The 25,299-nt window shown below is 50.0% G+C and carries 31 protein-coding genes; 14 read left to right on the top strand and 17 right to left on the bottom strand.

Translation table 11 applies throughout. The annotated features are described in order from the left end of the window. Positions 1 to 59: 59 nt before the first annotated feature. Positions 60 to 260 (bottom strand): hypothetical protein, encoded by a 201-nt coding sequence (locus NSQ73_RS29330; RefSeq protein WP_340989728.1) that lies wholly within the window; start codon positions 258 to 260, stop codon positions 60 to 62. A 140-nt stretch (positions 261 to 400) separates the two neighbouring features. Between NSQ73_RS29330 and NSQ73_RS29325 the strand changes: the two genes are divergently transcribed. Continuing rightward, on the top strand, positions 401 to 772 hold the full coding sequence (locus tag NSQ73_RS29325) for a RidA family protein (RefSeq protein WP_340989726.1): 372 nt from the start codon (positions 401 to 403) through the stop codon (positions 770 to 772). A 322-nt stretch (positions 773 to 1,094) separates the two neighbouring features. Then, entirely contained in the window at positions 1,095 to 1,283 is a 189-nt protein-coding gene (locus NSQ73_RS29320) for a hypothetical protein (RefSeq protein WP_340989725.1), read from the top strand. Between the two features lie 51 nt (positions 1,284 to 1,334). Here the strand turns inward: NSQ73_RS29320 and NSQ73_RS29315 are convergent, their stop codons facing one another. The 8 genes from NSQ73_RS29315 to NSQ73_RS29280 form a co-directional block, all read right to left on the bottom strand. Then, on the bottom strand, positions 1,335 to 2,147 hold the full coding sequence (locus NSQ73_RS29315) for a hypothetical protein (RefSeq protein WP_340989723.1): 813 nt from the start codon (positions 2,145 to 2,147) through the stop codon (positions 1,335 to 1,337). A gap of 218 nt (positions 2,148 to 2,365) precedes the next feature. After that, entirely contained in the window at positions 2,366 to 2,569 is a 204-nt protein-coding gene (locus NSQ73_RS29310) for a hypothetical protein (RefSeq protein ID WP_340989721.1), read from the bottom strand. After that, complete coding sequence (locus tag NSQ73_RS29305; protein WP_340989720.1) at positions 2,562 to 2,810, bottom strand: helix-turn-helix domain-containing protein; 249 nt, start codon at positions 2,808 to 2,810, stop codon at positions 2,562 to 2,564. The genes NSQ73_RS29310 and NSQ73_RS29305 overlap by 8 nt, the downstream gene beginning before the upstream one ends. Before the next feature lie 5 nt (positions 2,811 to 2,815). After that, positions 2,816 to 2,980 carry a YvrJ family protein gene (locus NSQ73_RS29300; protein ID WP_340989719.1) on the bottom strand — a complete coding sequence of 55 codons (165 nt, stop codon included), beginning with the start codon at positions 2,978 to 2,980 and terminating at the stop codon, positions 2,816 to 2,818. Then, entirely contained in the window at positions 2,973 to 3,425 is a 453-nt protein-coding gene (locus tag NSQ73_RS29295; protein ID WP_340989717.1) for an RNA polymerase sigma factor, read from the bottom strand. The genes NSQ73_RS29300 and NSQ73_RS29295 overlap by 8 nt, the downstream gene beginning before the upstream one ends. A gap of 410 nt (positions 3,426 to 3,835) precedes the next feature. Then, positions 3,836 to 4,441: a hypothetical protein gene (locus NSQ73_RS29290; RefSeq protein ID WP_340989715.1), complete on the bottom strand. Its 606-nt coding sequence runs from the start codon at positions 4,439 to 4,441 to the stop codon at positions 3,836 to 3,838. A 411-nt stretch (positions 4,442 to 4,852) separates the two neighbouring features. Beyond that, positions 4,853 to 5,986 carry an SMP-30/gluconolactonase/LRE family protein gene (locus NSQ73_RS29285; protein ID WP_340989714.1) on the bottom strand — a complete coding sequence of 378 codons (1,134 nt, stop codon included), beginning with the start codon at positions 5,984 to 5,986 and terminating at the stop codon, positions 4,853 to 4,855. After that, positions 5,986 to 6,786, bottom strand: a complete 801-nt coding sequence (locus NSQ73_RS29280) for an SDR family NAD(P)-dependent oxidoreductase (RefSeq protein ID WP_340989713.1) — start codon at positions 6,784 to 6,786, stop codon at positions 5,986 to 5,988. Before NSQ73_RS29280 ends, NSQ73_RS29285 begins: the two co-directional genes overlap by 1 nt. A 277-nt stretch (positions 6,787 to 7,063) precedes the next feature. Here NSQ73_RS29280 and NSQ73_RS29275 point away from each other — a divergent pair, with 277 nt between their 5' ends. Both NSQ73_RS29275 and NSQ73_RS29270 read left to right on the top strand, forming a co-directional pair. Continuing rightward, positions 7,064 to 7,759, top strand: coding sequence for a TetR/AcrR family transcriptional regulator (locus tag NSQ73_RS29275; RefSeq protein WP_340989711.1), 696 nt, complete (start codon positions 7,064 to 7,066; stop codon positions 7,757 to 7,759). Further along, positions 7,756 to 8,514: a nucleotidyltransferase family protein gene (locus tag NSQ73_RS29270; RefSeq protein ID WP_340989709.1), complete on the top strand. Its 759-nt coding sequence runs from the start codon at positions 7,756 to 7,758 to the stop codon at positions 8,512 to 8,514. The genes NSQ73_RS29275 and NSQ73_RS29270 overlap by 4 nt, the downstream gene beginning before the upstream one ends. 91 nt (positions 8,515 to 8,605) lie before the next feature. Here the strand turns inward: NSQ73_RS29270 and NSQ73_RS29265 are convergent, their stop codons facing one another. Then, positions 8,606 to 9,253 carry a Vat family streptogramin A O-acetyltransferase gene (locus NSQ73_RS29265; RefSeq protein WP_076243654.1) on the bottom strand — a complete coding sequence of 216 codons (648 nt, stop codon included), beginning with the start codon at positions 9,251 to 9,253 and terminating at the stop codon, positions 8,606 to 8,608. Positions 9,254 to 9,398: 145 nt separating this feature from the next. On the opposite strand from NSQ73_RS29265, the gene NSQ73_RS29260 reads away from it, so the two are divergent. Further along, positions 9,399 to 10,664 carry a YncE family protein gene (locus tag NSQ73_RS29260; RefSeq protein ID WP_340989707.1) on the top strand — a complete coding sequence of 422 codons (1,266 nt, stop codon included), beginning with the start codon at positions 9,399 to 9,401 and terminating at the stop codon, positions 10,662 to 10,664. Between the two features lie 33 nt (positions 10,665 to 10,697). Continuing rightward, positions 10,698 to 10,919: a hypothetical protein gene (locus tag NSQ73_RS29255; RefSeq protein WP_340989706.1), complete on the top strand. Its 222-nt coding sequence runs from the start codon at positions 10,698 to 10,700 to the stop codon at positions 10,917 to 10,919. An 82-nt stretch (positions 10,920 to 11,001) separates the two neighbouring features. Here NSQ73_RS29255 and NSQ73_RS29250 read toward each other — a convergent pair whose 3' ends face one another. Both NSQ73_RS29250 and NSQ73_RS29245 read right to left on the bottom strand, forming a co-directional pair. After that, complete coding sequence (locus NSQ73_RS29250) at positions 11,002 to 12,267, bottom strand: sensor histidine kinase (protein WP_340989705.1); 1,266 nt, start codon at positions 12,265 to 12,267, stop codon at positions 11,002 to 11,004. Beyond that, positions 12,267 to 12,944, bottom strand: coding sequence for a response regulator transcription factor (locus NSQ73_RS29245; RefSeq protein WP_171719211.1), 678 nt, complete (start codon positions 12,942 to 12,944; stop codon positions 12,267 to 12,269). Before NSQ73_RS29245 ends, NSQ73_RS29250 begins: the two co-directional genes overlap by 1 nt. Positions 12,945 to 13,280: 336 nt before the next feature. Here NSQ73_RS29245 and NSQ73_RS29240 point away from each other — a divergent pair, with 336 nt between their 5' ends. Genes NSQ73_RS29240 through NSQ73_RS29230 form a run of 3 tightly spaced genes read left to right on the top strand, consistent with a single transcriptional unit; the run spans position 13,281 to position 16,944 of the window. Beyond that, on the top strand, positions 13,281 to 14,024 hold the full coding sequence (locus NSQ73_RS29240) for a polyphosphate polymerase domain-containing protein (RefSeq protein WP_340989704.1): 744 nt from the start codon (positions 13,281 to 13,283) through the stop codon (positions 14,022 to 14,024). After that, entirely contained in the window at positions 14,017 to 14,700 is a 684-nt protein-coding gene (locus NSQ73_RS29235; RefSeq protein WP_340990707.1) for a DUF4956 domain-containing protein, read from the top strand. The genes NSQ73_RS29240 and NSQ73_RS29235 overlap by 8 nt, the downstream gene beginning before the upstream one ends. Positions 14,701 to 14,727: 27 nt before the next feature. After that, complete coding sequence (locus NSQ73_RS29230; protein WP_340989703.1) at positions 14,728 to 16,944, top strand: carbohydrate-binding domain-containing protein; 2,217 nt, start codon at positions 14,728 to 14,730, stop codon at positions 16,942 to 16,944. Between the two features lie 81 nt (positions 16,945 to 17,025). Here NSQ73_RS29230 and NSQ73_RS29225 read toward each other — a convergent pair whose 3' ends face one another. Further along, positions 17,026 to 17,940 (bottom strand): phosphatidate cytidylyltransferase, encoded by a 915-nt coding sequence (locus NSQ73_RS29225; protein WP_042140464.1) that lies wholly within the window; start codon positions 17,938 to 17,940, stop codon positions 17,026 to 17,028. A 290-nt stretch (positions 17,941 to 18,230) separates the two neighbouring features. Here NSQ73_RS29225 and NSQ73_RS29220 point away from each other — a divergent pair, with 290 nt between their 5' ends. The 3 genes from NSQ73_RS29220 to NSQ73_RS29210 all read left to right on the top strand — a co-directional run bounded on the left by NSQ73_RS29220 (position 18,231) and on the right by NSQ73_RS29210 (position 20,488). Next, positions 18,231 to 18,776, top strand: coding sequence for a hypothetical protein (locus NSQ73_RS29220; RefSeq protein WP_039295040.1), 546 nt, complete (start codon positions 18,231 to 18,233; stop codon positions 18,774 to 18,776). 110 nt (positions 18,777 to 18,886) lie between these two features. Further along, positions 18,887 to 19,363 carry a DinB family protein gene (locus NSQ73_RS29215; RefSeq protein WP_340989701.1) on the top strand — a complete coding sequence of 159 codons (477 nt, stop codon included), beginning with the start codon at positions 18,887 to 18,889 and terminating at the stop codon, positions 19,361 to 19,363. Between the two features lie 243 nt (positions 19,364 to 19,606). Continuing rightward, the gene (locus NSQ73_RS29210; RefSeq protein ID WP_340989699.1) at positions 19,607 to 20,488 is read left to right on the top strand and encodes a phosphotransferase family protein; all 882 of its coding nucleotides are present in this window, start codon (positions 19,607 to 19,609) and stop codon (positions 20,486 to 20,488) included. A 12-nt stretch (positions 20,489 to 20,500) separates the two neighbouring features. On the opposite strand, the gene NSQ73_RS29205 is transcribed toward NSQ73_RS29210, so the two are convergent. From NSQ73_RS29205 to NSQ73_RS29195, 3 genes are all read right to left on the bottom strand, one after another. Continuing rightward, positions 20,501 to 21,388: a diacylglycerol/lipid kinase family protein gene (locus NSQ73_RS29205; RefSeq protein WP_340989697.1), complete on the bottom strand. Its 888-nt coding sequence runs from the start codon at positions 21,386 to 21,388 to the stop codon at positions 20,501 to 20,503. A gap of 144 nt (positions 21,389 to 21,532) precedes the next feature. Next, positions 21,533 to 22,492 carry a catalase family peroxidase gene (locus tag NSQ73_RS29200; protein ID WP_340989696.1) on the bottom strand — a complete coding sequence of 320 codons (960 nt, stop codon included), beginning with the start codon at positions 22,490 to 22,492 and terminating at the stop codon, positions 21,533 to 21,535. An 80-nt stretch (positions 22,493 to 22,572) separates the two neighbouring features. Continuing rightward, the gene (locus NSQ73_RS29195) at positions 22,573 to 22,899 is read right to left on the bottom strand and encodes a GNAT family N-acetyltransferase (protein ID WP_340989695.1); all 327 of its coding nucleotides are present in this window, start codon (positions 22,897 to 22,899) and stop codon (positions 22,573 to 22,575) included. Between the two features lie 296 nt (positions 22,900 to 23,195). On the opposite strand from NSQ73_RS29195, the gene NSQ73_RS29190 reads away from it, so the two are divergent. Then, on the top strand, positions 23,196 to 23,537 hold the full coding sequence (locus NSQ73_RS29190) for a zinc ribbon domain-containing protein YjdM (RefSeq protein ID WP_042140457.1): 342 nt from the start codon (positions 23,196 to 23,198) through the stop codon (positions 23,535 to 23,537). Between the two features lie 71 nt (positions 23,538 to 23,608). Here NSQ73_RS29190 and NSQ73_RS29185 read toward each other — a convergent pair whose 3' ends face one another. Continuing rightward, positions 23,609 to 24,352, bottom strand: a complete 744-nt coding sequence (locus NSQ73_RS29185; protein ID WP_340989694.1) for a hypothetical protein — start codon at positions 24,350 to 24,352, stop codon at positions 23,609 to 23,611. Positions 24,353 to 24,532: 180 nt separating this feature from the next. Here NSQ73_RS29185 and NSQ73_RS29180 point away from each other — a divergent pair, with 180 nt between their 5' ends. Next, entirely contained in the window at positions 24,533 to 25,288 is a 756-nt protein-coding gene (locus NSQ73_RS29180; protein WP_340989692.1) for a hypothetical protein, read from the top strand. Positions 25,289 to 25,299 lie beyond the last annotated feature (11 nt).

Below are 25,299 nucleotides of genomic sequence, written 5' to 3'. Positions count from 1 at the left end.
GCGTGTCTGGGACAGGTTGTTATGGAGCTTCCAGAACTTCCGCATGCGGGAGTCTAGAATCAGACCGTCTTCTTCTGCACAAGAAAGATCAGCCCGCCAACCAAAAACCCGCTGATTACCCCGGCTAATATGGATTTAAGGATACTGATTACAATATCTGTAGCCGTGCTGTCGGGAGTTGCCGTCAGATTCACAATGAACAGCAGGCTGAACAGAACAGATGTAATCAGGAAAGATTTTGAGGTGAGAAATCGTTTCATGGTTCTCCTCCGTTTCGGGTGCAATCTTTTCAATCAGTTTAATATTACCATAATTATCCTACAAAACCACGACACACAGCTGTCCGGTTTCCACCGTTATACTGGGCTTATCTCAGATGACAAGGGGCGAACAAGCGAATATGGGCGAAATCATCAGAAATGATGTGAACAAGGACTATGCGTATTCAGGTTTTGTTGAAGCGGGGGATTTCATCTTCCTCAGCTTTTGTGTGGGCAATGTAGGCGGAACGGTGGAAGAGCAGGTAGAGGGTGCGCTGAATGATATGAGGGACCGCCTGGGGCAGGTTGGCCTTACGCTAACAGATGTGGTGAAGGTGGATATTCTGCTGCGGGATGTATGGGATATTCCGGTCATGGAGGAGGTGTTCAAGCGCAGATTCCAAGGCGAATATCCGGCACGCAAAACCATCTCTACCGAATTCGCCCATGTTGGCGGCCCGGAGGGACTCAAGGTTCAGATCGACGGTGTGGCGTATAGACCGCGATTCTGATTGACGGTACAACTTCCCCGGAGAGGCGGTTTGGAGCGAGTGGCGACATCATGTACGTGATGAGCGGAAATAAATGCAATAGGATCTGTTGGTTCTGGCGGGTGACAATGTACTCGGATTTGGCCTGACTGGGTATCTGTACTATTTTCACAAGGTGGATCGGCAGTATCGGTGTGGCTGGACTGGATACACAGATGCGGGTTCTTTCGCTGGAAGAGAGGCAGCAGTAGCTGTGTTCGAACATTGGTGTATTGCGCTGTATATTTATAAAAATTCACGCTGCCATTCTTCTCGCCTTATTTGGCCGAAGGAGGCGATCCGGATGTGCCTAGCTATTCCCCGGAGCGGCTGCTTCCCGGCAAGAGAGGGCGCCTATTACACCGTGGTGACGATGGATGATGTCGGCATTCCGGAGATACGGGTTAGGCTGAAGAACGGGCAGCGTGATAAGGTTAAGCAAAGGGCGATTCATCCTGTAGGGGGTGCGCTTTTTTGCCTGGATATGATGTAACTTATGCGAAAGGTCTTCAACCTTCCAAGTTATAACCATCTAAATTATCAATTATTTAGTCTGAAGCTTATAAGTATATTCTTTATCATTGTAGTTAAACTGAATTGAGTCGGATGATTGTCCGCTAAGAGAATAATCTTCTAGCTTCACTTTCTTTCCGGTAGAAATATTATAAACATAGGCTTCAGAGTTGCTGCTGCCATCAGAATTTCCAGGGGTTACACTAACCCAAATATAGAGATTTTCAATTTGATCAGTTGCATATTTGTAAGAATCTCCTCCCGTTGAGTGAAACTCATTAATTACTCTATTGTATGAGGGGTCTTCTACCTTCATAATCCATGTTTGTTGTCTTAGCGGCTGAGCTCCATCTGTAAAGACAGATGATGTATGGTAGAGAATATAATCTCCAAATCCAAATACATCATCTACAATCAGCGTAGCTTCACTATCTTTAAGTGGCAAGGTAAATAACTTTTTAGACTTCTCTAAAGTAAGAATTTTTTCATTAGGAGAACTCAAATAAAAAACAAACGGCTCAGTCGGAAAATAAAATGGATTTGTTTCTGTTCCGGGAGCTATCTCCATTTTAGGCGCTGGCAACCAAACAATACCGGCTAATGTCTTGACAGCAAAATTGTACTTTTTTGTTTTTTCATCATTTAATGGAATGCTGTAGCTTTCTTCCCCGATTTGTACACTTTTACTGCTTGGGTTTGAAGTTGAGTTTGCCTTTTCCTCTTGATGAGAGAGTATGTTTGAAGTAGCGCTATTGTTAAGAGAATTATTACTGTTATTACATGCCGAGATAAGCAAAGTGCCAGCAAGAATTGTTGTCAACGTATAGAATTTTGCATATTTCATTTGTTGAACTCCTCTAAAGATTTTATTTTGAACATTTTTAATTATACATTATGAAAATAGTTTTTTGTTACATATTTGCAATTATATTCAAATGATAATTCAAAATACTGTAACTGTAACTACGTATAATTAGACGCTCGACCTAATAAAATGTTTAACAAATAATAACATCGAAGTTATATGTCGAATACTATACGAAATAGAATTCGAAATTGGGGTTAGCAATTTGACGGTATAACGACGCAATTATCGCTTTTTAAGGTAAGGCATTCTTCTTGGATTTCTTTCAATTTCAAAACATAGAGCTGTCCAATTGAATCGTAGAATGCCAGATCTTCCGGTGCGGCAGTAATTATTTTTTTACTTAACATGCAAATTTCTTTTTGAATTTCTAATTGTCTTTCCATATTACTTTTATTCATCCTTAAGTTCCCCTTTCAATTTTTTGAAATGTGAAAAATCAGGTGAATGTTCGATATCGAAGTGTAGTGTTTTTTCTATTAATAGCTCTCTTAAAGTCTGAAGTAAATCGTCTTGGTCGTTCAAACCAACCTTCCTCTTTTGTTTATTAAGTAAGGGGGAGAACATTTCAAGAATACTCTCTAACGCCCCTCGATCTCCTTGCTGGGCCAAACTGACTAGGGTATATAAATCTTTTTCCATAAAACTCAGTTCTCCTTTGATTCATTTATTGAAGTGAGCAGGTCGTGTATGACGTTAGTCAGAGCATCTATCTTTTTTTCAAATCTAATTACTAAATATCCAATCATAACAATTGGAAAGCCAACATTATTTATTGCAGTAATGAAAATAGTAAATGCCTCACTATCCACTGATGTTCACCACCTTACTGGAATAAATTGCTCTCATTTTAACTAACGCCTTTCTTTTTCTATTAAATACTGCTTGCGGGCTAATTGAGAGAAATTTAGCAATTTCAATATCTTGGTAGGACATCGTGTAAGACAATAAAATAACCTGTTTTTGTTTAGGACTTAGATCGATCCAAGCAAAGTAAAGTGCGTCGTCTTCAATACTATCTCTAAAAAATTCATCTCCTGAAAAGTATTGATCTAACATTGGAGAATGGTTATATAGAAATTCGTCTTTATTGTTTTTCTCAGAGGTATCATTATCTAAGAAAAGAGGATTTCTTTCTTTGACCTTCCTCATTCTTCGCATAAAACCAATAGCTGCGAAGCGAATAGTTGAAGAAATAAAGCGAATAAAACGTATCCTGAAGTAATGTTTTTTGAACGCCCTATTGAGAAGTTGCAAACTAGCGTCGTTCCCTTTTATTGCCGATAACAACCACTCTATATGTTGTTCCTCATCAAAAAAGGAATTGACAATTGGATTTAGAAACGGAATTGTTTTTTCATTTTGAAAAAAATTTTTTTACAATTACTGACTCTGCTTCATTCAATAATGTTAAATTCATTGCTGATAGCCTCCTTTTAGATTCATTCCATTAATAAAGTGAAGAAAAAACTTCCATAATCAACCTAACTAAGAACATATGTTCTATTATATCTCATAAATCTACATTTTTTGATTGTTTTTCAAAGAACAGTTACTTCCTTTTAGTCTTATTATTACTTAGGTCTAAAATACAAAAGAAAGGACGCGTTATTCCCGTAATGGGAATTTCGCGTCCTTATGTCTATACCTACTATTTTGTTTTTATTTTAGCTGCAGCAACTAGGCGCTAAAGTTGTACCGATTTTAGTTTTGGATATAGAAGAGTAATAAATCTCCCACCAACGTTGAAGGATATTTCCGGCTGCGCTAGGAATTGCACCAACAGCAGAACCAGAAGAGTAGTAAAAACTTTCAGCCCATCCCATTGCTCCCATAGCAGCACATCCAGCGCCGAAACCAGGAGCATAATATGTGCCAGCACCAGGGACAGATCCGTACCTATTACTGGCTGGCAGCGTGTAGCCGTTAGCAATAGCGTCTTTGATATACTTAGATGCAGAACGTCCATTTGCATCAACAGCACTGACACTAAAATTTGTTCCTGTCATCAGATTAATGAAGTCTGTAACGCCTACGCAGATATTTGTATACGGGTGAGCAGGGCCACTTCCATAAGCATTTGCTGGATTGTTGAAGGGAGTGTTAATGTTTTTAATTCCTTTCCCGCTCTCATGGTACCACATGATCAGGATCATTACATAGGGAACGCCTGTCTTGTAACTTGCCCAGTCCGCATATTTCCCATAAATTGATTCGAACGTAGAAGCTGAAAGTTCGACTCCTCCTCCATTTGTTGTACACGTAAATGCCATAAATCAACACATCCTTTAATAGAATTTAAGCTCAAACAATTCACCATGGATGATATTGCTCTCTTGCTTATATTTAATAAAGTGAAAATCAAATCCTTATAATCAACCTCATTTCACTATTTGAAATTTTTAAGAATTAGGAGTATGTTTCAGCTGAACGGTAACGCCACGAAGCAGGTGGAATGCCTGTCCAGAGATTGTCGGATTGTATATGTCTGCTAGCACAGGTCGCGGGGGAACGACTAGGTTTACGCGGAAGGAGCGCTGAGTGAGTTTAGTGATCGTCTGGGCAGGTGGGTCTTACGCTAACAGAAGATGATGCCTCCAGCCAAACAGCAGCCCCTCCTGCCGGAGCGGGCTGCCATTTGGACTGCCTCAAACCGGCAGTAGAGTGGATTAATGTAACAATCCCTAGGGTTTCAGAAGCACCCGATGAACACCCTGTCTTCCTCCCGGTGCGGTTCCGAGATATAAATATCCTCCCTGGCTTACGGCAGTGGTGATGCCATACAAGGTTCCTTCAGGATCATGCCAGCTGTTCACAAGCTCTCCTTCGGGTCCATATTCTGCGACAAGTCCGTGCTTCACCGGCGCACTTGCTCCATTTAACAAGGCCTGCGGAACTTTGGACATCGTCGCTGCTAACCAGGGATGACTATGCATGTAATCGGCAAAAGCCAGACGGGTTGTGAATACCCCCACCCAGAAATGTCCCTGAGCATCGCGGGTGATATTGTCTGGAAACCCCGCCAGGTTCTCCGCAAAAATATCAGAGGTGCCTTGTTTGGGCCCCTTTAGCCAATACCTTGTCAGCTGGTAATGGTACGATTCAGCAACAAGCACGAAATCTTCTTCAGCAGACAATACGACTCCGTTGGCGAAATATAAATCCTTCAGCAGAACGGTTGTCTGTTTGGTCTGCGGATCATATTTCAACAACCGTCCATGCGGTTTGTTCTCGGCAATTTCTTTGAACATGACCTTACCATAGTTAGAGGTATCGGAGAAATAGACCGATCCGTCTTGCGCGATGTCCAGCTCGTTCGCCAGATAGATCGGTCCTCCATCTACTTCAGTGGCCAATACTTCAATCTTTCCATTCGGGTCGATCGACAGCAGCCCCTTCTGAATATCCGCCACAATCAAATTTCCGTCAGCATCGAATTTCAGCCCGTTAGGTGTTCCCTGGGTATCGGCGAACACTTCGGCTGGCTGCGCCTTGCCTTCCGCATCGAAGGCCACTCTGTAGATTGTGCCGTCAGAGTCGCCTGTATACAGCCGCCCCGTAGAATCAAAAGTGATAAATTCCGGGAACTTCGCGCGGTCTGTCACAAGCTCTGCGGAGCTAAGCTTGCTGTTCTCTTTCCAGGGACCCTCTTTCTCAAAAGAAGGGGCGGCAGGTGCAGACCATACAGCAGGCTCTACCGGGGCAGGCATCAGCAGGAATCCGGCTATTCCCAGCACAATTACGCCGAGCAGGACCAAGCCCCATCTGCGAATGTGTTGACCGGTGGAACGTTTACGTGGATTGGTTTCTGTAGACATTATAGATCCTCCTTAGGGTGTGTGGGGCGAAGCATACCACCGACCAGCCGCAGACTTTGTCTGCGGGTCATGAACCGGGTAATCTGGGCACTCAGGTAATTGCGGAGTCCCGGAACAATGTACTGTTTCCCTCTGGCCATAGCGCGCAGGGTAAGGGCCACTACCCGCTCCGGCGAGTCCTTCGCGCCGCCGACAGAAGCATCCTCCGTACCCACCACGTTGAAGAAATTGGTCTCCGTCGAGCCTGGACACAGGGCGAAGAATTGTACGCCGCGATTACGATTCTCCCACCACAGGGCGTCGGTAAAGGACAAGACAAAAGCTTTGGTCGCCCCGTAGACGGCCATATAAGGCAGCGGCTGAAAGCCTGCGGTAGACGATACATTGATCACAGCGCCTGCCCCTCTGTGGAGCATTCCGGGAAGGAATAAATGAGTCATATCGACGACAGCGGTGACGTTGAGCATCACTTCTTCATGCTGGCGTTCGCCGGAGACCTCCTCAAACAGGCCATGTGTGGCAAAACCCGCATTGTTAACCAGCAGATCGATACTCAGGCCAAGCTGTTGGCATTGCTGGTACAGATCTCCGGCAGCGCCTTCGAGCGAAAGATCCAGGGGAATGACCCGGCACTGAACTCCATGGCTGCGCGTCAATTCGGCTGCGAGCGCATCGAGTTTGCTTTTGGTTCTGGCTACAAGCACCAGATGACTGCCTACCTTGGCTAATTGTCTTGCGAACTGTTCGCCGATTCCCGAAGAGGCTCCGGTGATTAACGACCATTTCCCTTTAATATTCATAGTTTCTACCCCTTCTGCTACAATGTTTTGTAATGGAAACAATGTTACCAGATTCGGAAAAAATATGACCGATCTTAGCGGCCATAATGTCCGTTCTCAACGGCATAAATACAATTGGTAACAGTGTTTCCTATGTGAATCATAGTAACCATAGCGACACACCTGTGTCAACTCATTTTTTTCAGCGTGAGGGTTCAATTGACAACCTATGTTCAAATGTTTAGAATTCCTGTTAGAACCCGGCAACTCTGTTGCTGGTCAATAACATGATAACCGGATGAAGGTGATTCTTATCAGTACCGAAGACAAACCCACACCCTCCACGGGGCGGGTATTAAAAACATATCAGGAAGCCCGTCTGCAAAATACGGAGAATCTCCGTAAGCTTGTGGTGGATGCCGCCGCTGCCATTCTGCAGGAAGAGGGGCCGGAGGCCGTCACTGTGCGTAGAGTATCGCAGAAGATGGGCTGCTCAACCAAGATCATTTACAGTTTGTTTGTCAATAAAGAGGGACTGGCCCAGCAATTGTATCTGGAGGGCTGCAAACTGCTGGCCCAGCGTTTTGAAGAAGTGCCGCTATCATCGGATCTGCTGCAGCATTTGCTGGATCTGGGCGAAGCCTTCTGGCAGTTCGGACAGGACTACGCCAGCTACTATAAGCTGATGTTTGGGGGGGCTTTTGCAGAGTTCAAGCCGGATGCAGAGAGTATGCAGGGCACGTTGACAGCCATACACCGTCTGCTGGTTCTAATCAGCACTGCCCAGGAACAAGGACAGATTTCGGATCAGGAAGAGACGGGTACCCTGGTCAGCACGATATGGGCATCACTGCACGGTGTAATCCACCTGTATATGGGCGGGTTCCTTGGTGATGTAGAGGCAGCCCATACCATATACAGACAAACAATGGGTTTGCTGTCTGAGTCCTTGTTTGCGTCATCAAGCCGGGGTAGAGGAGCGAACAAGGGATGATAGCACTAATCTTGGCTGCGGGGTACGCGACCCGCCTCTATCCGTTAACCCGGGACACACCCAAGCCGCTGCTCCCTGTTCAAGGGAACCAGACGATTCTGGATCTGCTGATCGGCCGCCTGGAGGTGCTGGAGGATATCACGGAGATTCTCATTGTGACGAATGACCGTTTCTTTCATGCTTTTGGGCAGTGGCATCAGCAGTATCGGGGATCGAAGCCGATCCGTATTCTGAATGACGGCACTTCCTCCCCGGAAGGACGGTTAGGTGCAATTGGCGATATCCAATATGTGCTGGAGCGGGAACAGCTGCAGGATGATCTGCTGGTACTGGCAGGCGACAATGTGCTCGGATTCGGCCTGGAAGGGTATTTGAACTATTTTCATAAAATAGATAGGGACTGTATTCTGGTCCGTACCGTCGACAATATAGAAGAGCTTCGCAGTGTCGGTGTAGCTGAGCTGGACGCAGAGATGCGGGTCCTGTCGCTGGAGGAGAAGCCGCAGGAGCCGCGTTCCAACATCGGCGTGTTTGCCCTCTATATCTACAAGCAGACTACGCTGCCGCTGATCTCCCGCTATCTTGCCGAGGGAGGCAACCCGGATGCGCCGAGTTATTTCCCGGAGTGGCTGCATTCCCGCCAGGAGATGCGGGCCTATTATACAGAGGGGACGATCGATGATGTCGGCACCCCGAAGGCGTATGCGGAGATGCGGGCCAGACTGAGCGCGGGCGACGATAAGGCATCTTACTGAACTTAATAGCAGAAAAAACGGCTGTCCGGGAAGTGAGTAATAGCCCATGGACAGCCGTTTTTGTATTCAACTGTAGTCCGGTACTGCGAGTTTAGCTGCCAGCCGCAAGACTTCTGATCCGCTCCGGATCACTGCTGCACAGTACCTCAAGATTCGCCGTAATCTTCTCCGGGCTCCAGTCCCACCATTTCAGCTCCAGCAGCAGCCGGATCAGCTCATCGCTGAAGCGCTGCCGCAGAATCCGGGCCGGATTGCCCCCGGCGATATGGTACGCGGGAACGTCCTTGGTGACAGTAGCATTAGCGGCGATGATCGCCCCGTCGCCAATCGTCACGCCCGGCATGATTGTAGCATTCTGGCCGATCCAGACATCGCTTCCGATAACGGTATCGCCTTTGTAGGGCAGATCCGCCAGCTCAGGCGTCGCCTGCTCCCAGCCGCCGCCCATAATATTGAACGGGTAGGTGGTCACCGAGCCCATCCGGTGGTTGGCCCCATTCATAATGAATTCGGTGCCGCGGGCGATGGCGCAGAATTTGCCGATGATCAGCTTGTCCCCGATGAACTCATAATGATGGGTAACCCGGCTCTCGAAGGATACCGATTCGTCAGGGTCATCATAGTAGGAGAAATCTCCCGCAATAATGTTGGGACGTGTGATTGTATTTTTGATGAAACGGACCTGCCTGATATGGGGATTGGGATGGACCTCGTTCGGGTTAGGGCCAATAGAATGCATAGAGTCACACCTTTCTTGGAAAATGGGCAGTCGAGCCGTAATTTAATTCTAGCTATAGTATAGTCCAATCCGGACTCCAGTTCTTACATACATTAAGAGAGAGAGGTAGTTTCTTAGATCCGTTCAAAAGGGAGGATTCGCTAGAATGGCTATTCTGTCAACAGGACCTATTGAAAATAATGAAGTGAGCGGTGTCAGGCCTACTGTGCAGGTGACGGTCAAGATCGATAACCGGGACGCGGTGAATCAGTCTGCTATTCTGATCCAAGGATACAATTTAACGCTCACAAGGACGCTGTATGTAAGCGAGCTTATTACGGTTTCCCCGGACGAAGTGATCACAAGAAATTACTTTGCCAATCTGGATGCCTATGAGTTTGTCTTCACAACGGAAGGTCTTGCTGAATTGCAGACGGAAACCTCTGTGTGGGGTAAAAATTCAGCCGGGCAGCTGGTTACCGCCCACCGTCTTGTCTCAGCCGAGCTGCTGGGTGCTGAAGAGGGGGGAGTCACAGGCTCCGTCAACCGTATCTATGTTGCCAATTTCAACAGCAATGATGTTTCTGTAATCAACGGCGCAACAAATGCGGTGATCGCAGTCATCCCTGTAGGTGTGAATCCTGCAGGAGTCGCGGTGAACCCGTTAACCAACCGCATCTATGTTGCTAATTTGAACAGCGATAACGTATCCGTTATCGACGGAGTGACCAATACGGTGCTGGCCACCGTTCCTGCCGGGGACGGAGCAGGCGGAGTCGCGGTCAATACGGCTACCAATGCCATCTATGTTGCGAATTTTAATGATAATACGGTCACTGTCATTGACGGATTAACCAACACTGTGGTGACTACCATTATTCCCGCTGGCGGTTCTCCTTTTCCGACGGGAATCGGCGTGAATTCATTAACCAACACTATTTATGTAGCTGAATTCAACTCGGATATTGTTACCGTCATTGACGGGGCTACGAATACGGTTATTACACAGATTCCCGTGCAGGTGAACCCGTTCCGGTTGGGTGTTGATCCCTTGACGAACCGGATTTATGTCGCGAACTTCACCAGCAACACCGTTTCTGTCATTGATGGAGCGACCAATACGGTGATCACCAACGTGCCTGTAGGCACGACTCCGGCTGAGCCGGGAGTGAACATCTCTACCAATGCCATCTATGTACCGAACCGGGATGACGACAATGTATCGGTGATTGGCGGATTAACCAATACGGTGATTACTACCATTCCGGTGGGGAATAACCCTAATAGTGCAGGCGCCAATCCATTGACGAACCGCATCTATATTACTAATCAGGATGATAACACGGTATCGGTTATTGATGGGGTCACCCAGGCTGTAATTAGCGTTATTCCGGTTGGTGCGCGTCCGTTCTCCGTCGGTGTCAATCCGTAGGCGTTCATCATCTTACCGCAGGGGGTGAAGGATATGATGGAAATAAACTCGGCAGAAGACCTCATGAGCCAGTTGTCTGGCATGGACCAAGTGAATTCTGAGGCCCGGATCTACGTTCCCGGATTAGGTGAATTCACGATTGTATTGCAGAAGAAAGAGGAACGCATGGCTGAAGAACCGGGCCGCCGCAGCGGGGCTGAAGCAGGTGAACGTATAATGCCGGCAGCGGGATTAACAAGGAACCCTTATCTTTAGAGATAGTCAGTAAATGAGCCTCTTCCGGTAAGGGAGAGGCTCATTTACTGGGAATATAAGATGGGTATGCTTGTCGCAACCCTCAAGGCAACTGCACATAGAACGTTGTTGACTCTCCTATCGCACTCTTCGCGTAAATCTTCCCTCTATGCTGATCCACAATCGACCTCGCGATAGCAAGACCCAGGCCATAGCCGCCCTGCTTGCGCGCTCTGGAAGTGTCCGTACGGTAAAAGCGGTCAAAGATCCGCGTCAGATGCTCGGCAGCGATGCCTTCCCCGGTATTCGAGACGGAGAGAAGGACATCGTTATTTTGCTTTTTGAGTAAGATGGTTACAGCGCCCTTAGGATTCGTATATTTCACTGCGTTGTCCAGCAGAATCATCACCACTTGCTTAATCTGTTCGCTGTTCCCCAGTACGGTAAGCTCCGGTTCGATGTTGTAGTCGAAGGAGATGTTCTTCTCGAAGATAACAGCCTCCATGGTCAGAATAATATTCTCTACCGCATCGCTCATATTGAACTTGCTGTGGATCATTCCTGTCCGGGAATCGTCCATCTCTGTTAGGTACAGCAGGTCGTTGGTCAGCCGGGTCATGCGCTCCGTCTCTGACTTAATATACTGCAGCCACTTCGCCTGATTGCGGATCGTATCGTCACTGTTGGAGAGCAGCACATCCGCGTTGGTGTTGATGATCGTCAGCGGCGTCTTCAGCTCATGCGAGGCATCGGCGATGAACTGCTTCTGCTTGTCGAAGGCCTCCCGGACCGGCGCGATCGAGCGGTTCGCGAAGAACCGGCTGGTGAAATAGAGAATGATCAGCATCAGCAGGCCGACAGCTGTGAAGGTGTAGATCAGATTGGTCAGGATCTTCTGCTGGGAAGAGATGTCCATGAAGACGATCTGCTCCTTATCCCCCGTATGCTTAACCATGAAGATCCAGCGGCTGCCGTCCAGCGTGAAGCGGCCGATGTCCTTGCCTGAGCTAAGGGCTTCCTTAAGTGCAGCGGTATAGAAGTCATCATCCATCGTGAATTTGGAGTCCTTGCTGATCAGCGTGCCGCTTGCATCGGTCTGTATGGTGAACGAGACGGAACGGTCAGGCTGGTAAGCATCAATTGGCCCTTTATCCATGGGCATGCCGCCGTCTGCTGCACCGCGGGGCCCTCCTTGTGCGCCGCCGGGTCCCTTCTGCTCATTGTCCGCAATCCGGTGCAGCGCCATATTAATATCGCTCTGCACATTGACGTACATGATGATATAGATCGTGGCGAAGGCGAGCAGCATCATGATGGAGATGGTAGCGAGATTGACAATCAGGAACCGGTTTCTGAGTTTCTTGAACATTAAGCACTCACCTCTAATACATAACCCACGCCTCTAATCGTGCTGATGCGTACCTCTGAATTCAGGAAGGTAAGCTTTTTGCGCAAAAAAGAGATGTAGACCTCCACGTTATTATGCTCCGCTTCGGAATCGAAGCCCCACAGCTTCTCAATGATCTGCTCCTTCGAGGTTACGGCCTGCTTCCTTAAGATCAGCAGCTCCAGCAGCTCGGTTTCCTTAAGGTTGAGCTTGATTTCCTTGCCCTTCACGGTCAGCTTCGGATTCGCAGTGTTCAGTTCAATATCTCCGAACTTCAGGCCATCCTCAGGAATCACTTCCCCTTTGCGCCGCAGGGCGGCCCGGATTCTGGCTAGCAGCTCCTCCGAGGAGAACGGCTTGGCGATATAATCGTCCGCTCCGTGATCGAGTCCCGTCACCATATCGGTAATCTCGCCTTTGGCGGTCAGCATGATCACCGGTGTGGAGATTCCGTCCTTCCGCAGCTCCTTCAGCACGCTGATTCCATCCATCTCCGGCATCATAATGTCGAGCAGCAGCAGGTCATAGATCCCGCTCTGCGCATAATCGAGACCTGATCTGCCGTCATGGACGGCGTCCACCGAATAATTGTGCTTCTTCAATATTTGGGTCAGGGCTTCCGCCAGATGAATCTCGTCTTCTACAATTAATATTCTCATGGGATGGCTCATCCTCTTCATAAGTAATGTACTTGCTGCTGAAGCCATTATAGCAAGATTACCTTTAATCAACCTTAACTGTACTGCTGAACAGGTGCTGCCGGAGATATTCAGACGAGCGAAATCATCGGATGAAATTCCAAGCGTTCCAGGGCATTTATATAGAAGATAAATTCAGAAGTGTTATCCCTGTGTTAAAAAGTCAGCGCAGTGTAAAACCATTTAAGATTCATTAAAGGTTCGGGGGCTAAGATACATTCATAAGCAAGCGAGGCACATACGAAACAACAGATAAAGGCAGTCTCCATTACACAACCCGAAAGGATCTGAACCCATATGGCGATCGAAGTGTTCAACCGTTACGAGAACAAATACCTGTTTGACACCGAATCCTACATGAAGCTCTATAACGAACTGCTCGAATATATGGAGCCCGATGAGTACAACAAGCAGCATGAGTATTACTCCATCACCAACCTGTATTATGACACACCGCATGATTCCCTGATCCGCAGCAGCCTGGCCAAGCCGAAATACAAGGAGAAGCTTCGCATCCGGGCCTACGGCATTCCTACCGGCGACACCAAGGTCTATCTGGAAATTAAGAAAAAGGTGTTCGGCCTGGTGAACAAGAGAAGAACCCCGCTCAAGCTGAATGAAGCCTATGATTTCGTTGCCAGCGGGATCGAGCCTGAATTCAAGAGCTACATGAACAAGCAGGTGATTGAAGAAATCAAGTACATGCTGACCAGATATGATCTGCAGCCGAAGCTGTACCTGTCCTATGACCGCAAAGCGATGTTCTGCAAAAATAACCGCGACCTGCGCATCACCTTCGATACGAATATCCGCTGCCGGCGGTACGATCTGAAGATGGAGCACGGCGTATACGGCGAAGAGCTGCTGGAGCCGGGCCAATGGCTGATGGAAGTGAAGGCCGAGAAGACGATTCCGGTCTGGCTGGCCAAAATGCTCTCGGAGCACCAGATGTACCGCACCAGCTTCTCCAAATACGGCAACGAATATAAAAAAATGCTGAAGAACAGCAAAGCAGAAAGAGAGAGTGTCCTATATGCTTGATTCGATTTTTAGCGCAGCCCTGACCACTACGGAGCTAACCTTCACGAATGCAATTCTAACCATATTGATCTCGATTGTACTTGGCGGACTCATCAGCTTCACCTACATGAAGACGAACCCTGCCGGATATTCGCAGAGCTTCACGCTTACGATGGTCCTGCTGCCGGTCATTGTGGCCATCATTATCCTGCTCATCGGCAGCAACGTTGCCCGGGCCTTCAGCCTTGCCGGCGCCTTCTCCATCATCCGGTTCAGAAGTGCCCCCGGCGATCCCAAGGATATCACCTTCGTCCTGTTCACTATGGCCTCCGGCCTGGCTTGCGGGGTTGGATCATTCGGATATGCGGTACTCTTCACCATTATTCTCTGTATCCTGATGGTCGTGCTGAACCGCACAGGCTTTGGCCTCAGAAAGTCGATGCAAAAGACACTGAAAGTGACCATTCCCGAGAATCTGGGGTATGAGGAAGCTTTCGCGGAAGTTTTCAATAAATTCAATGTGGCTTACGAGCTTAAGAAAATCAGAACCACCGAACTAGGCAGCCTGTATGAACTGGTCTATGCCGTAACGATTGATGAGCACACGAGCCAGAAGGAACTGCTAGATGCTATCCGCACACGCAACGGTAACCTTGACCTATCACTGACCATGGCTCCAGTCATGAATGATTATTAATGCTAAACCAGAAGGGAAAGGTGACAGATGAAGAACTTAATCTTAGGCAGTAAAATAGGACTGGTACTGTTATGCGCCGCAGTCATGTCGGCTTGCAGCGCAAACGCCGCTACGCAAAATACTGCAAGTAACAACGCAGCTACAGCAGTGACGGCAGAGCAGAGCAGTACTTCTGCCGCAGTACAGCTGGCAAGTGTGAAGCTGGCGGATCTGGTAGCTTTTGATGAAGACGATGCTGGGACGGCCTGGACGGAGGCGGATTCGACCGCGATTACCCTAACCGGAACGGGCGCTACTGTCAACGGCGCCGGTGCCGCAGCTGCGGGCGGAACAGTAACGATTACGGAAGCAGGGACTTATGTACTCAGCGGCACGCTCAGTGACGGGCAGATTATTGTAGACGAGCAGGCGAAGGGAACCGTACGGCTGGTAATGAACGGTGCACAGCTGACGGACAGCGACAGTGCACCTATCTACATTAAGGAAGCGGGTAAAGTAGTGATTACCCTGCAGGAAGGCACAGAGAATAGCGTGACTGACGGAGCGGCTTATGTGTTCGCAGATGCGGCTACCGATGAACCGAGCGCCGCCATTTTCAGCAAAGCCGATCTGACCATTAACGGCACCGGCAAGCTGACGGTAACCGGCAACTACAAGGATGGTATTTCAAGCAAAGACGATCTGAAGATCATGTCCGGCACAATTGAAGTCAAGGCAGCAGATGATGGTATCGTCGGCAAAGACCTGATCGCCGTACAAGACGGTACGATTACGATCAACGCAGAGGGCGATGGCATTAAATCGACCAACGACGAAGAAGCGGACAAAGGCTTCATCGCGATTGCAGCAGGAACCTTTGATATTACCGCAGGCAATGACGGCATTCAGGCCGAGACGGCGGCTGTAATTGACGGCGGAACCTACACCCTGGTAACCGGCGGCGGCAGTGTAAATGCGGAAGTGAAGGCTGGCGAAGGCGGAATGGGCATGGGCGGCGGCTTCGGCGGCCAACGTCCGGGAGCAGAGACTGCCGGGGATCAGGCAGCAGCAGGAGGAACTCCGCCTGCGATGGATGCAGCGGCAACAACAGACCAGGCTGCAGCTGCCAGCACAGATGCCGCTACCACCACGGAGACTGAATCGACCAGCGCCAAGGGGCTGAAAGCAGGCGGAGATCTCACCGTGAACGGAGGAAGCTTCAAGATTGATTCCGCAGATGATGCGGTGCACAGCAACAGCAATGTCTCCATCACGGACGGACAATTCGAAATTGCCGCAGGCGACGACGGAATCCATGCGGATTCCCTGACCTCCCTGTCCGGCGGAACGATCAACATTACGAAGAGCTATGAAGGGATTGAAGGAGGAAACATTACCATATCCGGCGGTGAGATTCATGTAGTCGCGACGGATGACGGCGTGAATGTGGCCGGCGGCAACGATGATAATGCGGCTGCTGGGGGAACCAAGGCACAAGATCAATTCACTGCCGGCACCGGAAGCAACCTGCTGACCATCAGCGGCGGAACCCTGACCGTGGATGCAGCAGGCGACGGTCTGGATTCGAACGGATCCATCACGATGACAGGCGGAACCGCAATTGTGAATGGCCCTGAGAACTCGGGCAACGGCGCACTGGATTATGACGGAACCTTCAACATGACGGGCGGATATCTGGTAGCAGCAGGTGCTTCCGGTATGGCACAGGCTCCTGGTGAAGACTCCAGCCAGTATTCGGTGGGCATGACCTTCTCGGAAACCCAGCAAGCTGGTACAATGGTTCACCTGGAAGACGCTGACGGCAATACAATCCTGACCTTTACTCCATCGAAGAGCTTCCAGACGGTAGTTGTGAGCTCCCCTGAGCTGAAAGAAGGCTCATACACTGTCTATACCGGAGGCAGCTCTACCGGAGCAGCCGTAGACGGATTGTATACGGATGGCGAGTACAGCGGAGGCACCGAATTCGTGACCTTTGATCTTACCGGCAGTGTAACCTGGGTCAATGAATCCGGTATAACCACTGCCCCAAGCGGCATGGGCGGCCCTGGCGGCGGAGGCGGATTCGGTGGTGGAGGCGGCAGAGGCAACGGTCAAGGCGGCCAAGGCGGCACACCGCCAGCTGACGCCGGCACCACCAAGCCAGCAGACGCAGGGACAACGAAACCAGCGGATGCAGGCACTACAGCTCCTGCGGATGCAGGCACCACGAAGCCAGCGGATGCAGCAGCAAGCACTGAATAAGCAGGCTGAGCATTTGTAGCCTGACAGCACAACAGAGACTATCCATTAGCGGATAGTCTCTGTTTTTGTGTTTAAGGGCGGCTACATGAAGTCGAAGAAGTACCGGATGACATGGAAGAACACGGGTGCTGTATAGGTCAGGCTGTCGATGCGGCTGAGGTAGCTTTTCTTCAGCGCAGCGAATTTATCATCATCGCCGATCAGCAGATCGCGCTTGAGCACAGATACGGTCAGGCTGCCGAAGAAGCCGCTGAGGCTGATCAGCATGCCGGAGAGATACCCGAAGGCCGGATTCAGCGGTGTGAGGTGCGGATAGATCAGATAGGAGACCGCTGTAGTCACAACGAACGCGCAGGCGAATCCTTCCCAGGTCAGGTAGGGGTTGGAGGTAGGAACGATTTTGTGTTTGCCGAAATAGATCGAGGCCAGATAGTGAACGGCATCATTAAGCTGGGTCAGCACGACCAGAAACAGGACAAGACCAGCCCCATATTCCGGCGACGCAAACTGGAAGTAGGCCAGGTGGCTTAGCCCGAAGACCATCAGCATTAGCCCCCACTGGGTGGCGCTGACACTGCGCAGGAAGCCCAGCGTTCCTTTGTTAATTAGCCTGGGCAACGGCAGCAGCAGGAATACATAGACCGGAATGAAGACAATGAACATCCCGTACCACTCGATATAGACCCAGTAGAACTGCAGTGGAATGGACAGGTACGCCCAGAGGAACAGCCTGCGGTCCGCCTTTCTTGTCCGGATCATGGAGAAATATTCTTTGAGCGCGAAGAAGGCCAGTACCATCAGGGACAGCAGGGAAACGACGGAATTGGACAGGGTAGCCAGGCAGAAGATGAACAGCATGCCCCACCAGGTTTTGATCCGGAAGCCGATTCCGGTATAGTCCTTGTCCTTCTGCAGTCTGCTGACAGCAAGATACAATAAGTGTATAACCGATAAAGCTGCGAAAATAAGTACGAGCGTAAATAACGAGCGGTTCATCAGCAATCACCAACTTATCTATGGGTGGAATTTCAATAAAGGAATTTTATGTTAGAATAAACAGAGTGTCCAGCTTATTTTGAAGCTTACACTTGATCTGATTCGTTTCCGGCAGTCTGTAGCCTTCCCGCTAAGCCGCTTGGAAGAGGCGAAATGCTGCCTTTTGTACAACAATTTTGAATTTGAGCCGATTTAATGAGGGAAATGTTGTATTATGTGCAGGATTCTGGCGAGTTACCGGATCACTGCCACATAAGGCCTATATACCAGACTATAAGGGGAAAATTGTAATGTCAGCTGATTCTTCGGTCTATATTCTGCTCACCAATACAGGTACGCTTTTTACGAAGCTGATCCAGGGCTACACCAAGGCTCCGTATAATCATGCCTCCATCTCGTTTAACCGGGAGCTGTCAGAGCTGTACAGCTTCGGGCGGAAGCATCCGGCCAATCCGCTGAACGGCGGGTTCGTGAAGGAGGATATCCGTACAGGTACATACAGCAAGTATCCGGGTACAACATGCGTCATCTACAGGCTTCAGGTTACAGACCGTGAGGTGGAAAAAATGAAGCGGGTTCTGCATGTCTTCATCCGCAGCCGCCAGAAGTATCTCTATAATATTCTCGGCGTCATCGGCATAGCGCTGAAGGAGCCGGTTGAATTCAGCAACTCCTACTTCTGCTCGCAGTTTGTTGCCGAGATTCTGGAGCGCTCAGGGATTAAGCTGTGGAATAAGCTGCCTGCACTCGTGACCCCGGATGATTTCCGGCAGAGCGACCGGCTGGAGCTGGTTTATTACGGTAAGTTAAGCGATTATCATCCTTCTGGGATGTAGAGAAAGTCCTCGTTCCCGTTAAGGGAAGAGGACTTTAATTATAGTTGAACCCTGCCTGGCTTAGGATGTCCGGTTTGTGGTATTTTCAGTAAGAAAAGGAGAGTGGAAGTATGGTTCATGCCAAGGATGTGCTTGCCAATCAATTATTGGCGAATGCCAATGACCCCAGCTGGCATCTTCCGTTCATTCAGGCGGTAGAGGCGGTTACAGAGGAAGAAGCTTTCTGGAAGCCCGGAGCGGGCTTGAACAGTATTGCTGAGCTTACCCGGCATTTGCTGTACTGGAATGAGACCTGGCAGAGCAGGTACCGGGCGGGGCGGGTGGATGCTGTCCCTCCGGTTGGTGATAACAACCGCAGCTTTGTGGTCCCGGAGGGCACTGCATTCAGCGAGCTGCGGGGAAGCCTGCTGCAGGTCTTGCTGCAATGGCAGACCCTGTTGTCCGAAGAGGGACTGGAGGAACAGGTGGAAGGATTCCCTGAACCGGTTGCCTGGTGGGAAATCATCAGCAATGCGGCTACGCATAATGCCTACCATATCGGCCAAATGGTTGTGTTACACAAGCTATACGTCACGCTTCGGAAGTAACCTATCTACGTAAATACTGCCGGAACGATAAGAAGCATCCCGAACAGACCCCTAAAGTTACTTGCGGGTCTGTTTATGCTGCAAATATAAGAATGTATATGTTGCACACAATTTCCCTGAAGCTTGATACCTGAAGTTGACCGCCGGGCTGCTTGTGCAGAAAGCCTTAATCTGTAATAAACTGGAGCATGTGATATTCTTGGATTATTGTCTACTGAAGGAAAAAGAGAGGGATTTCATATCATGAATGCTAATATCATCAGAGCGCTGGAAATAAGATATGCCTGCCGGTTGGAGCGGCTTACAGGAGGGTATACAAATTTCGCCTATCTGATGGCGGGGGCGGAGCCTCCGCTTGTAGCCAAAGTAACGAATCTGTCCAACGAAGACACGCTCAATGAGATCCAGGCTATGAAGCTGGTGCAGGGAAGCTGTGATACACCCGCCATACATGAGGTGTCAGAGATGGACGGGATGCGGATACTCGTGATGGACTGCATGCCGGGCGTAAGTGCACAATCCGTCCTTGATGCAGGAGACTGGGCAAGAGCGGAACAAATATACAGCAGAATGGGCCAGCTGCTGGCTTCCCAGATTCATTCGCAGCCGTATCAACTGCTAGAGCAAGGTCTGCGCCTCAGCAACAGATCCGCACTTAGTCAGATGATTAAGAGGTTAGAATTCGTACCGGGTCCCCTGAGCAGGGATTCGCTCCAGCTCCTGTCGGCTGCCGATGCCCAGGACCAGCCTTGGGTTCTGACGCATGGGGATTACGGGGTACATAATATACTTTGTGAACCGGAAGGTACACTTCATGTGCTGGACTGGGAATGGGCAGAATGGGGCGGTCCGCTTAATGACGTGGCCTGGGTCTGCTGGTTCACGAAGCTGCATTACCCCGGGCAAGCCCAGAAGCTGAATGCAGCCTTCATCCGGGGCTACCTGTCCGGGAATCCGCTGTCGTTCACGCCGCAGCAGTTGAAGGCATCCAGCCTATATAAAGTATGGAATGTGCTGCACCGGCTGCGGATTGCTCCCAAAGAGGTGCAGCGTGAGTGGGTTCGGCGTCTGGAGTGGACGCTGAATGAGGATTTCAGCGATCTGCACGGGAGTAGCCATTCATAACCGGCTGGACAGTCACTGCTCCGGAACAATAACCCGGATGTGACGCGGAATCGTGCTTAGCCGGATTGGGAGCGGCGGGCCTTCTTCACCATCGACATTGGTCTTCACCGGCTCTGGAGAGTGCAACGCGACTTCTCTGGCCGTGAAGTAGATAACATCTTTATGATTTCTCAGGTTGCCGAGCAGCAAAGAGATGCTGACTGTAACGGTGTTCAGCAGATTAAGATCCTTGACGATGAAGCAGTGAAGCAGCCCGTCATCTACTGCAGCACCGGGCGCAAGCTTCTCGAAGCCGCCTACTGAATTCGTAAGCGCCGCGATAAACAGCGGCGAAGAGCCTTCCCAGATCTCCCCGTCATGCGTAATGGTCAGGGTGTGTGCGCTGTTGCTGGCCAGCTCCTTAATGCCTTCTTTCAGATAAGCCAGGAAACCCAGCCGGGTCTTGTCTTCGGTGGTGACAGAAGAGAGTGAGCCGGCCAGTGAGCCCGCAGCAACCACATTTACGAACAGCCGGTCGTTCAGCCGGCCCATATCGACTCTTTGCGTGCGGGTGGAAGAGAGCGTCCGGATGGCATCCATAGGACTTAGCGGAATCTGCAGGGCACGGGCGAAGTCATTCACCGTTCCCATGGGTACGATCCCCAGCGTAGGGCGGTGCTCTTGATCGGCAAGCCCGTTCATGGTCTCGTGAAGGGTGCCGTCTCCGCCGATGGCCACCACCAGATCATAGCCCCCGCTGCATGCCTGCACGCAGAACGCAGTTGCATCCCCCTCCCCGGAGGTTTCATGGATGGTAACCTGATACCCTGCGCTTTGCAGAATCTCTTCCGCACTGCGGATATAGTCCCGCGCGTCTGCTTTGCCGGACGCGGGGTTAATGATAATCATAGCCTGCTGCATACTGCACTCCTCTCTGTGTGTCTGGATTATTATCCATTACCCAACCAGGCCTAGCGATTGAATCAAAAGCGCCAAAGGGCAGCAAAAAGTCCCTTTGGCGCTTAATTTGTATCCGGACAGCCTTCACCGCAGCTCCGGCCGGGATTATCTTCCTTCACTCCGTCTATGATGAGAATCGGCATAGGCTGCACTGCGGAAGTTAAGAATCGGATCGTCCGACAGCTGTATCCCGGACGTGATTGCGGTGGGGTCCATTACAAGCCCCTCCGGTTCCGGAATGATCTCCGAGATATGCAGCCGGCCGAGATCGATTCTCCGGCGGTCCTCAGGCCAGGCACGGGTAGGGTCATTCGTCGGGTCCCCTTCTTCACCGAGAACAGCCACAAGCTGGAAGATAGCCGACTCATCTTTGAAGCGAAGCTCAAGTTCATCCTCCAGATAATGCTCCGGCTGCTGAGCCGCATCCTCAGCCGATAAGGTACGCACTCCCGTCTCGGGAATCCACTCGAACCGCACGGGCTGCTGCCTTCCCGCTGAATTCACCATATAATAAGCATGAATGCAGTGATAATGACTCTCCGCATAGCTGGCAGGCGGCTTCAGCCGTTTCACGGCCAGCAGACTCGTCTTGCTCTCACTGAAGTGGACCGTGATCTCCTTGATCAGCTCCAGGGTCCCGAGTGTGCCGGCCTGTGCGCGGTGGGCCGTACGGACAATATCTATGAATGACTCAGGGGTACGGGCAAAAAAGACAGGTATCGTCACTCCGACCAGATTGGTAATCCCTCCATCCGGCAGGCTGAACTGGACTGCCATACCCTTGGCGGGCGAGAGAAGGTCCGCCAGCGCCGGATCGGTGGAGCTGCCCGAGAAACGGACCACTGCGTCCACCTGCTGCTCCTGAAGATGTGCTGCGGTAGTGAATTCCATGCCCAGGCCGCTTGGCCGGAAGAAAGCGCGGCAGCAGATTCCCTTGGCATGCGCGCGGCGGTATCCGGGATGCACCCCGGACAGCTCCTCGATCGCGTCTACGGCCTCAGCGGCCAGGCTGGAATATTCCTCCCCGCTTGCGGGAAGATGGCTGATCCGATCAGATGTATCCATGCCATACTCACTCCTCGTAAGATTATTTGTACCGGGACAAGCTGCATCAGTTGGATCATAGTTATTACCACACCGGCTTTTTACTTAAACTGCTTCTCGTAGACATCCACTTCATTATTGTGGTTATCCATGGCACTTCTGATCCGGACATAGCCGTTTGCAGTCCAGAATGCTTCCCCGGCCTTATTCTCCAGCTGAACCGCCAGCCTGGCCGCATGTAAGCCCTGCTGCTTAAATATCTGCTCCAGCTCAAGGACCGCAGTCTTCCCGATACCCTGCCGGCTATACTGCTGGTGAACAACCAGAAGCCCGATCCATGGATGATGATCCTGTCCGTAATCGGGAAGGTAGGTAATTAGCCCGGCGTACCCGCTATGGGCCTTGATGTACAGCATCTTTTCTCCCATTTCGAGGTTCTTCCTGTTGTCTTCGCGGATCTCCAGCGGATCGAGGTAAGCTTTATGCTCCACCATGAGGTTGAAGGCAGGTTGTGAGTTAAGGATTGAGGCTTGAATCTGAAGGCTCTCCGGAGACAAGGGGTCGGAAACTTCTTCTAATTGGATGATGATAACCACCAGCTTTCTATTAGATAAATATCTAATTAGATGATAATATAATTGTCGCTGGCTAGCAAGCTATATGCTAAAATTAAGCAGAATTATCCCCAAAAAAAGTGCTTAAGCAGAAATGGAGAAAAGAAATAATGAATGAATTACCAAACTGCCCGCAGTGCAGTTCCGTGTACACCTATGAGGACGGAGCGCTTCTGGTATGCCCGGAATGCGGACATGAGTGGTCTTTGAACACAGAGAATGCAAGCAACGTGGACCAGAAGGTGGTTAAGGATTCGAACGGCAATGTTCTGGCTGACGGGGACACCGTAACGGTGATTAAGGACCTCAAGGTAAAAGGCAGCTCATCCGTTCTGAAGATAGGCACTAAGGTGAAGAACATCCGGCTGGTGGAAGGCGACCATGATATCGACTGCAAAATCGACGGATTTGGTGCGATGAAGCTGAAGTCGGAGTTTGTCCGCAAAGCATAAAACAGAAGGACCGGTATCTGAACCCCAGCGGCCAGCAGATTCCGGTCCTTCTATTTCTTGCTGCTAAAGAATCATCGCCCCGTATTTCTTCCGTTTCCATTGCTGTTTCCGCTCCGGGCAGCCCTGCGGCGGCTGGAATAGAGGGCATATCCGAATAAAACAGTCATGAGCAGGAAGAACAGCAGGTGATAATTCAGGCTTTTCTCAGGCTTACCGATATAATTCAGCACATTGGCGGCGATGAAGCAGAGGATAAGAAATACAGTATTAAGCTTGTAGCTCTTGCTGTTGCGCCGGGAGATCTTATCGGTAAAGGAGCGGTATTCGCCGTCTTCCCCGGTCCTCTCCCAGTCGGAGCGGGCGGTATTTTTTTCACTGTGTTTGAAGAGAAGGGAATGCAGCAGCGAGTTATTATCATAGATTGAAGGGATAACCTTCTGGGACTGTTCAGGGGTATAGAGCACAAAGGTGTTATTCATAATTTCCACATAAATCCGGCTAAGGTCGATTTCCTTCACCTTGCGGTAATCCCGGTAGCGCATATGGTCCTTGGTCAGTTCAATAAAGGTGCCTTTGATTGTGAATAAGTACCATAGACTGCCTGCCAGCATCAAAAGGCCGAAGCCTGCAAAGATCCACACGGCAGCCCGGGCCTCCCAAGTGAAATAAAAACCGGCAGCAATAAACAGGCTGGATATAACTGCCCCGGCACCTGCCAGTACATAATGCCATGCGGGCAGCCGGAACATGAGCGGGTACGGCTGCTGGTCCAGGTCAACGGGAACAATCACAGGCTTTTTTGCATAACTTGGCATCCTAATCCCTCCCAAATTATTAATAATAATGGTTATTTACCCACGTTCAGCATATAACCAGCAGTTCGGGATTCATTCCTCTATTGAAAGGGGAAGGATGTAGTACAGACGTCCGGAGCAGGCGGGCCCCCATTGTCCAAAAGCTGATGCGCACAAACTTTGTAGGAGGGAACTTGCCCAATGAAAAGGTACATCGGATGCGCTGCCTTTATGGCAGCTATGTTATGGCTTACCGCCTGCAGCGGGACACCGGAGGGAGCAGCAGCGCCTTCGCAGGAGCCGCAGCACACACAGGAAGCACCGCAGTCCACTCCCGGTACAGCCCCCGTAGACCCACCGCAGCAGACTCCGCTACAGACACCCAATCCAACAACGGTCCAATCGCCAGCATCATCAACCCCATCAGCCCCATCAACCGAAGAAGGACAGCCGCCCGATATTCTGGAGGCAGCAGCAGCCGTAATTACCGCACTTAAAGAGAAGGATATGGATCAGCTTGCCGCCTGGGTGCATCCTGAGCGGGGAATCCGTTTTTCACCCTTCGCCTATGTCGATACTGACAATGATCTCGTATTCACCAAAGATGAGGTGGACACATTGTTGGAGGATCCTGCAAAACGCGTGTGGCGGTTGTTCGAAGGTACGGGTGAGGTAATTGAGCTGAATTTTGCGGATTATTATAAGTGGTATATCTATGATGCTGACTTTGAGCAGGATGCCGGGATTGCAGTGAATAAGGAACTGCGTAAGGAGCAGACCTCCGGAAATCTCAATGAAGTCTATCCGGAAGCGAACCATGATTTCGTCGAATATTACATCGGCGGGCTGGATTTGGCTGAGGAAGGGATGGACTGGCGCAGCCTCTATCTTGTTTTTGAGACAAACGGTGATGATCATGCGCTGGTTGGTATTATTCACGATCAATGGACACCATGAGACGCGCAGAC

The sequence above is a fragment of the Paenibacillus sp. FSL R10-2736 genome (genome assembly GCF_038000245.1).
Lineage (GTDB): Bacteria > Bacillota > Bacilli > Paenibacillales > Paenibacillaceae > Paenibacillus_AQ > Paenibacillus_AQ phytohabitans.
The sequence above is the reverse complement of the archived record's forward strand: the minus strand, read 5'-3'. Positions and strand labels throughout refer to the sequence as shown.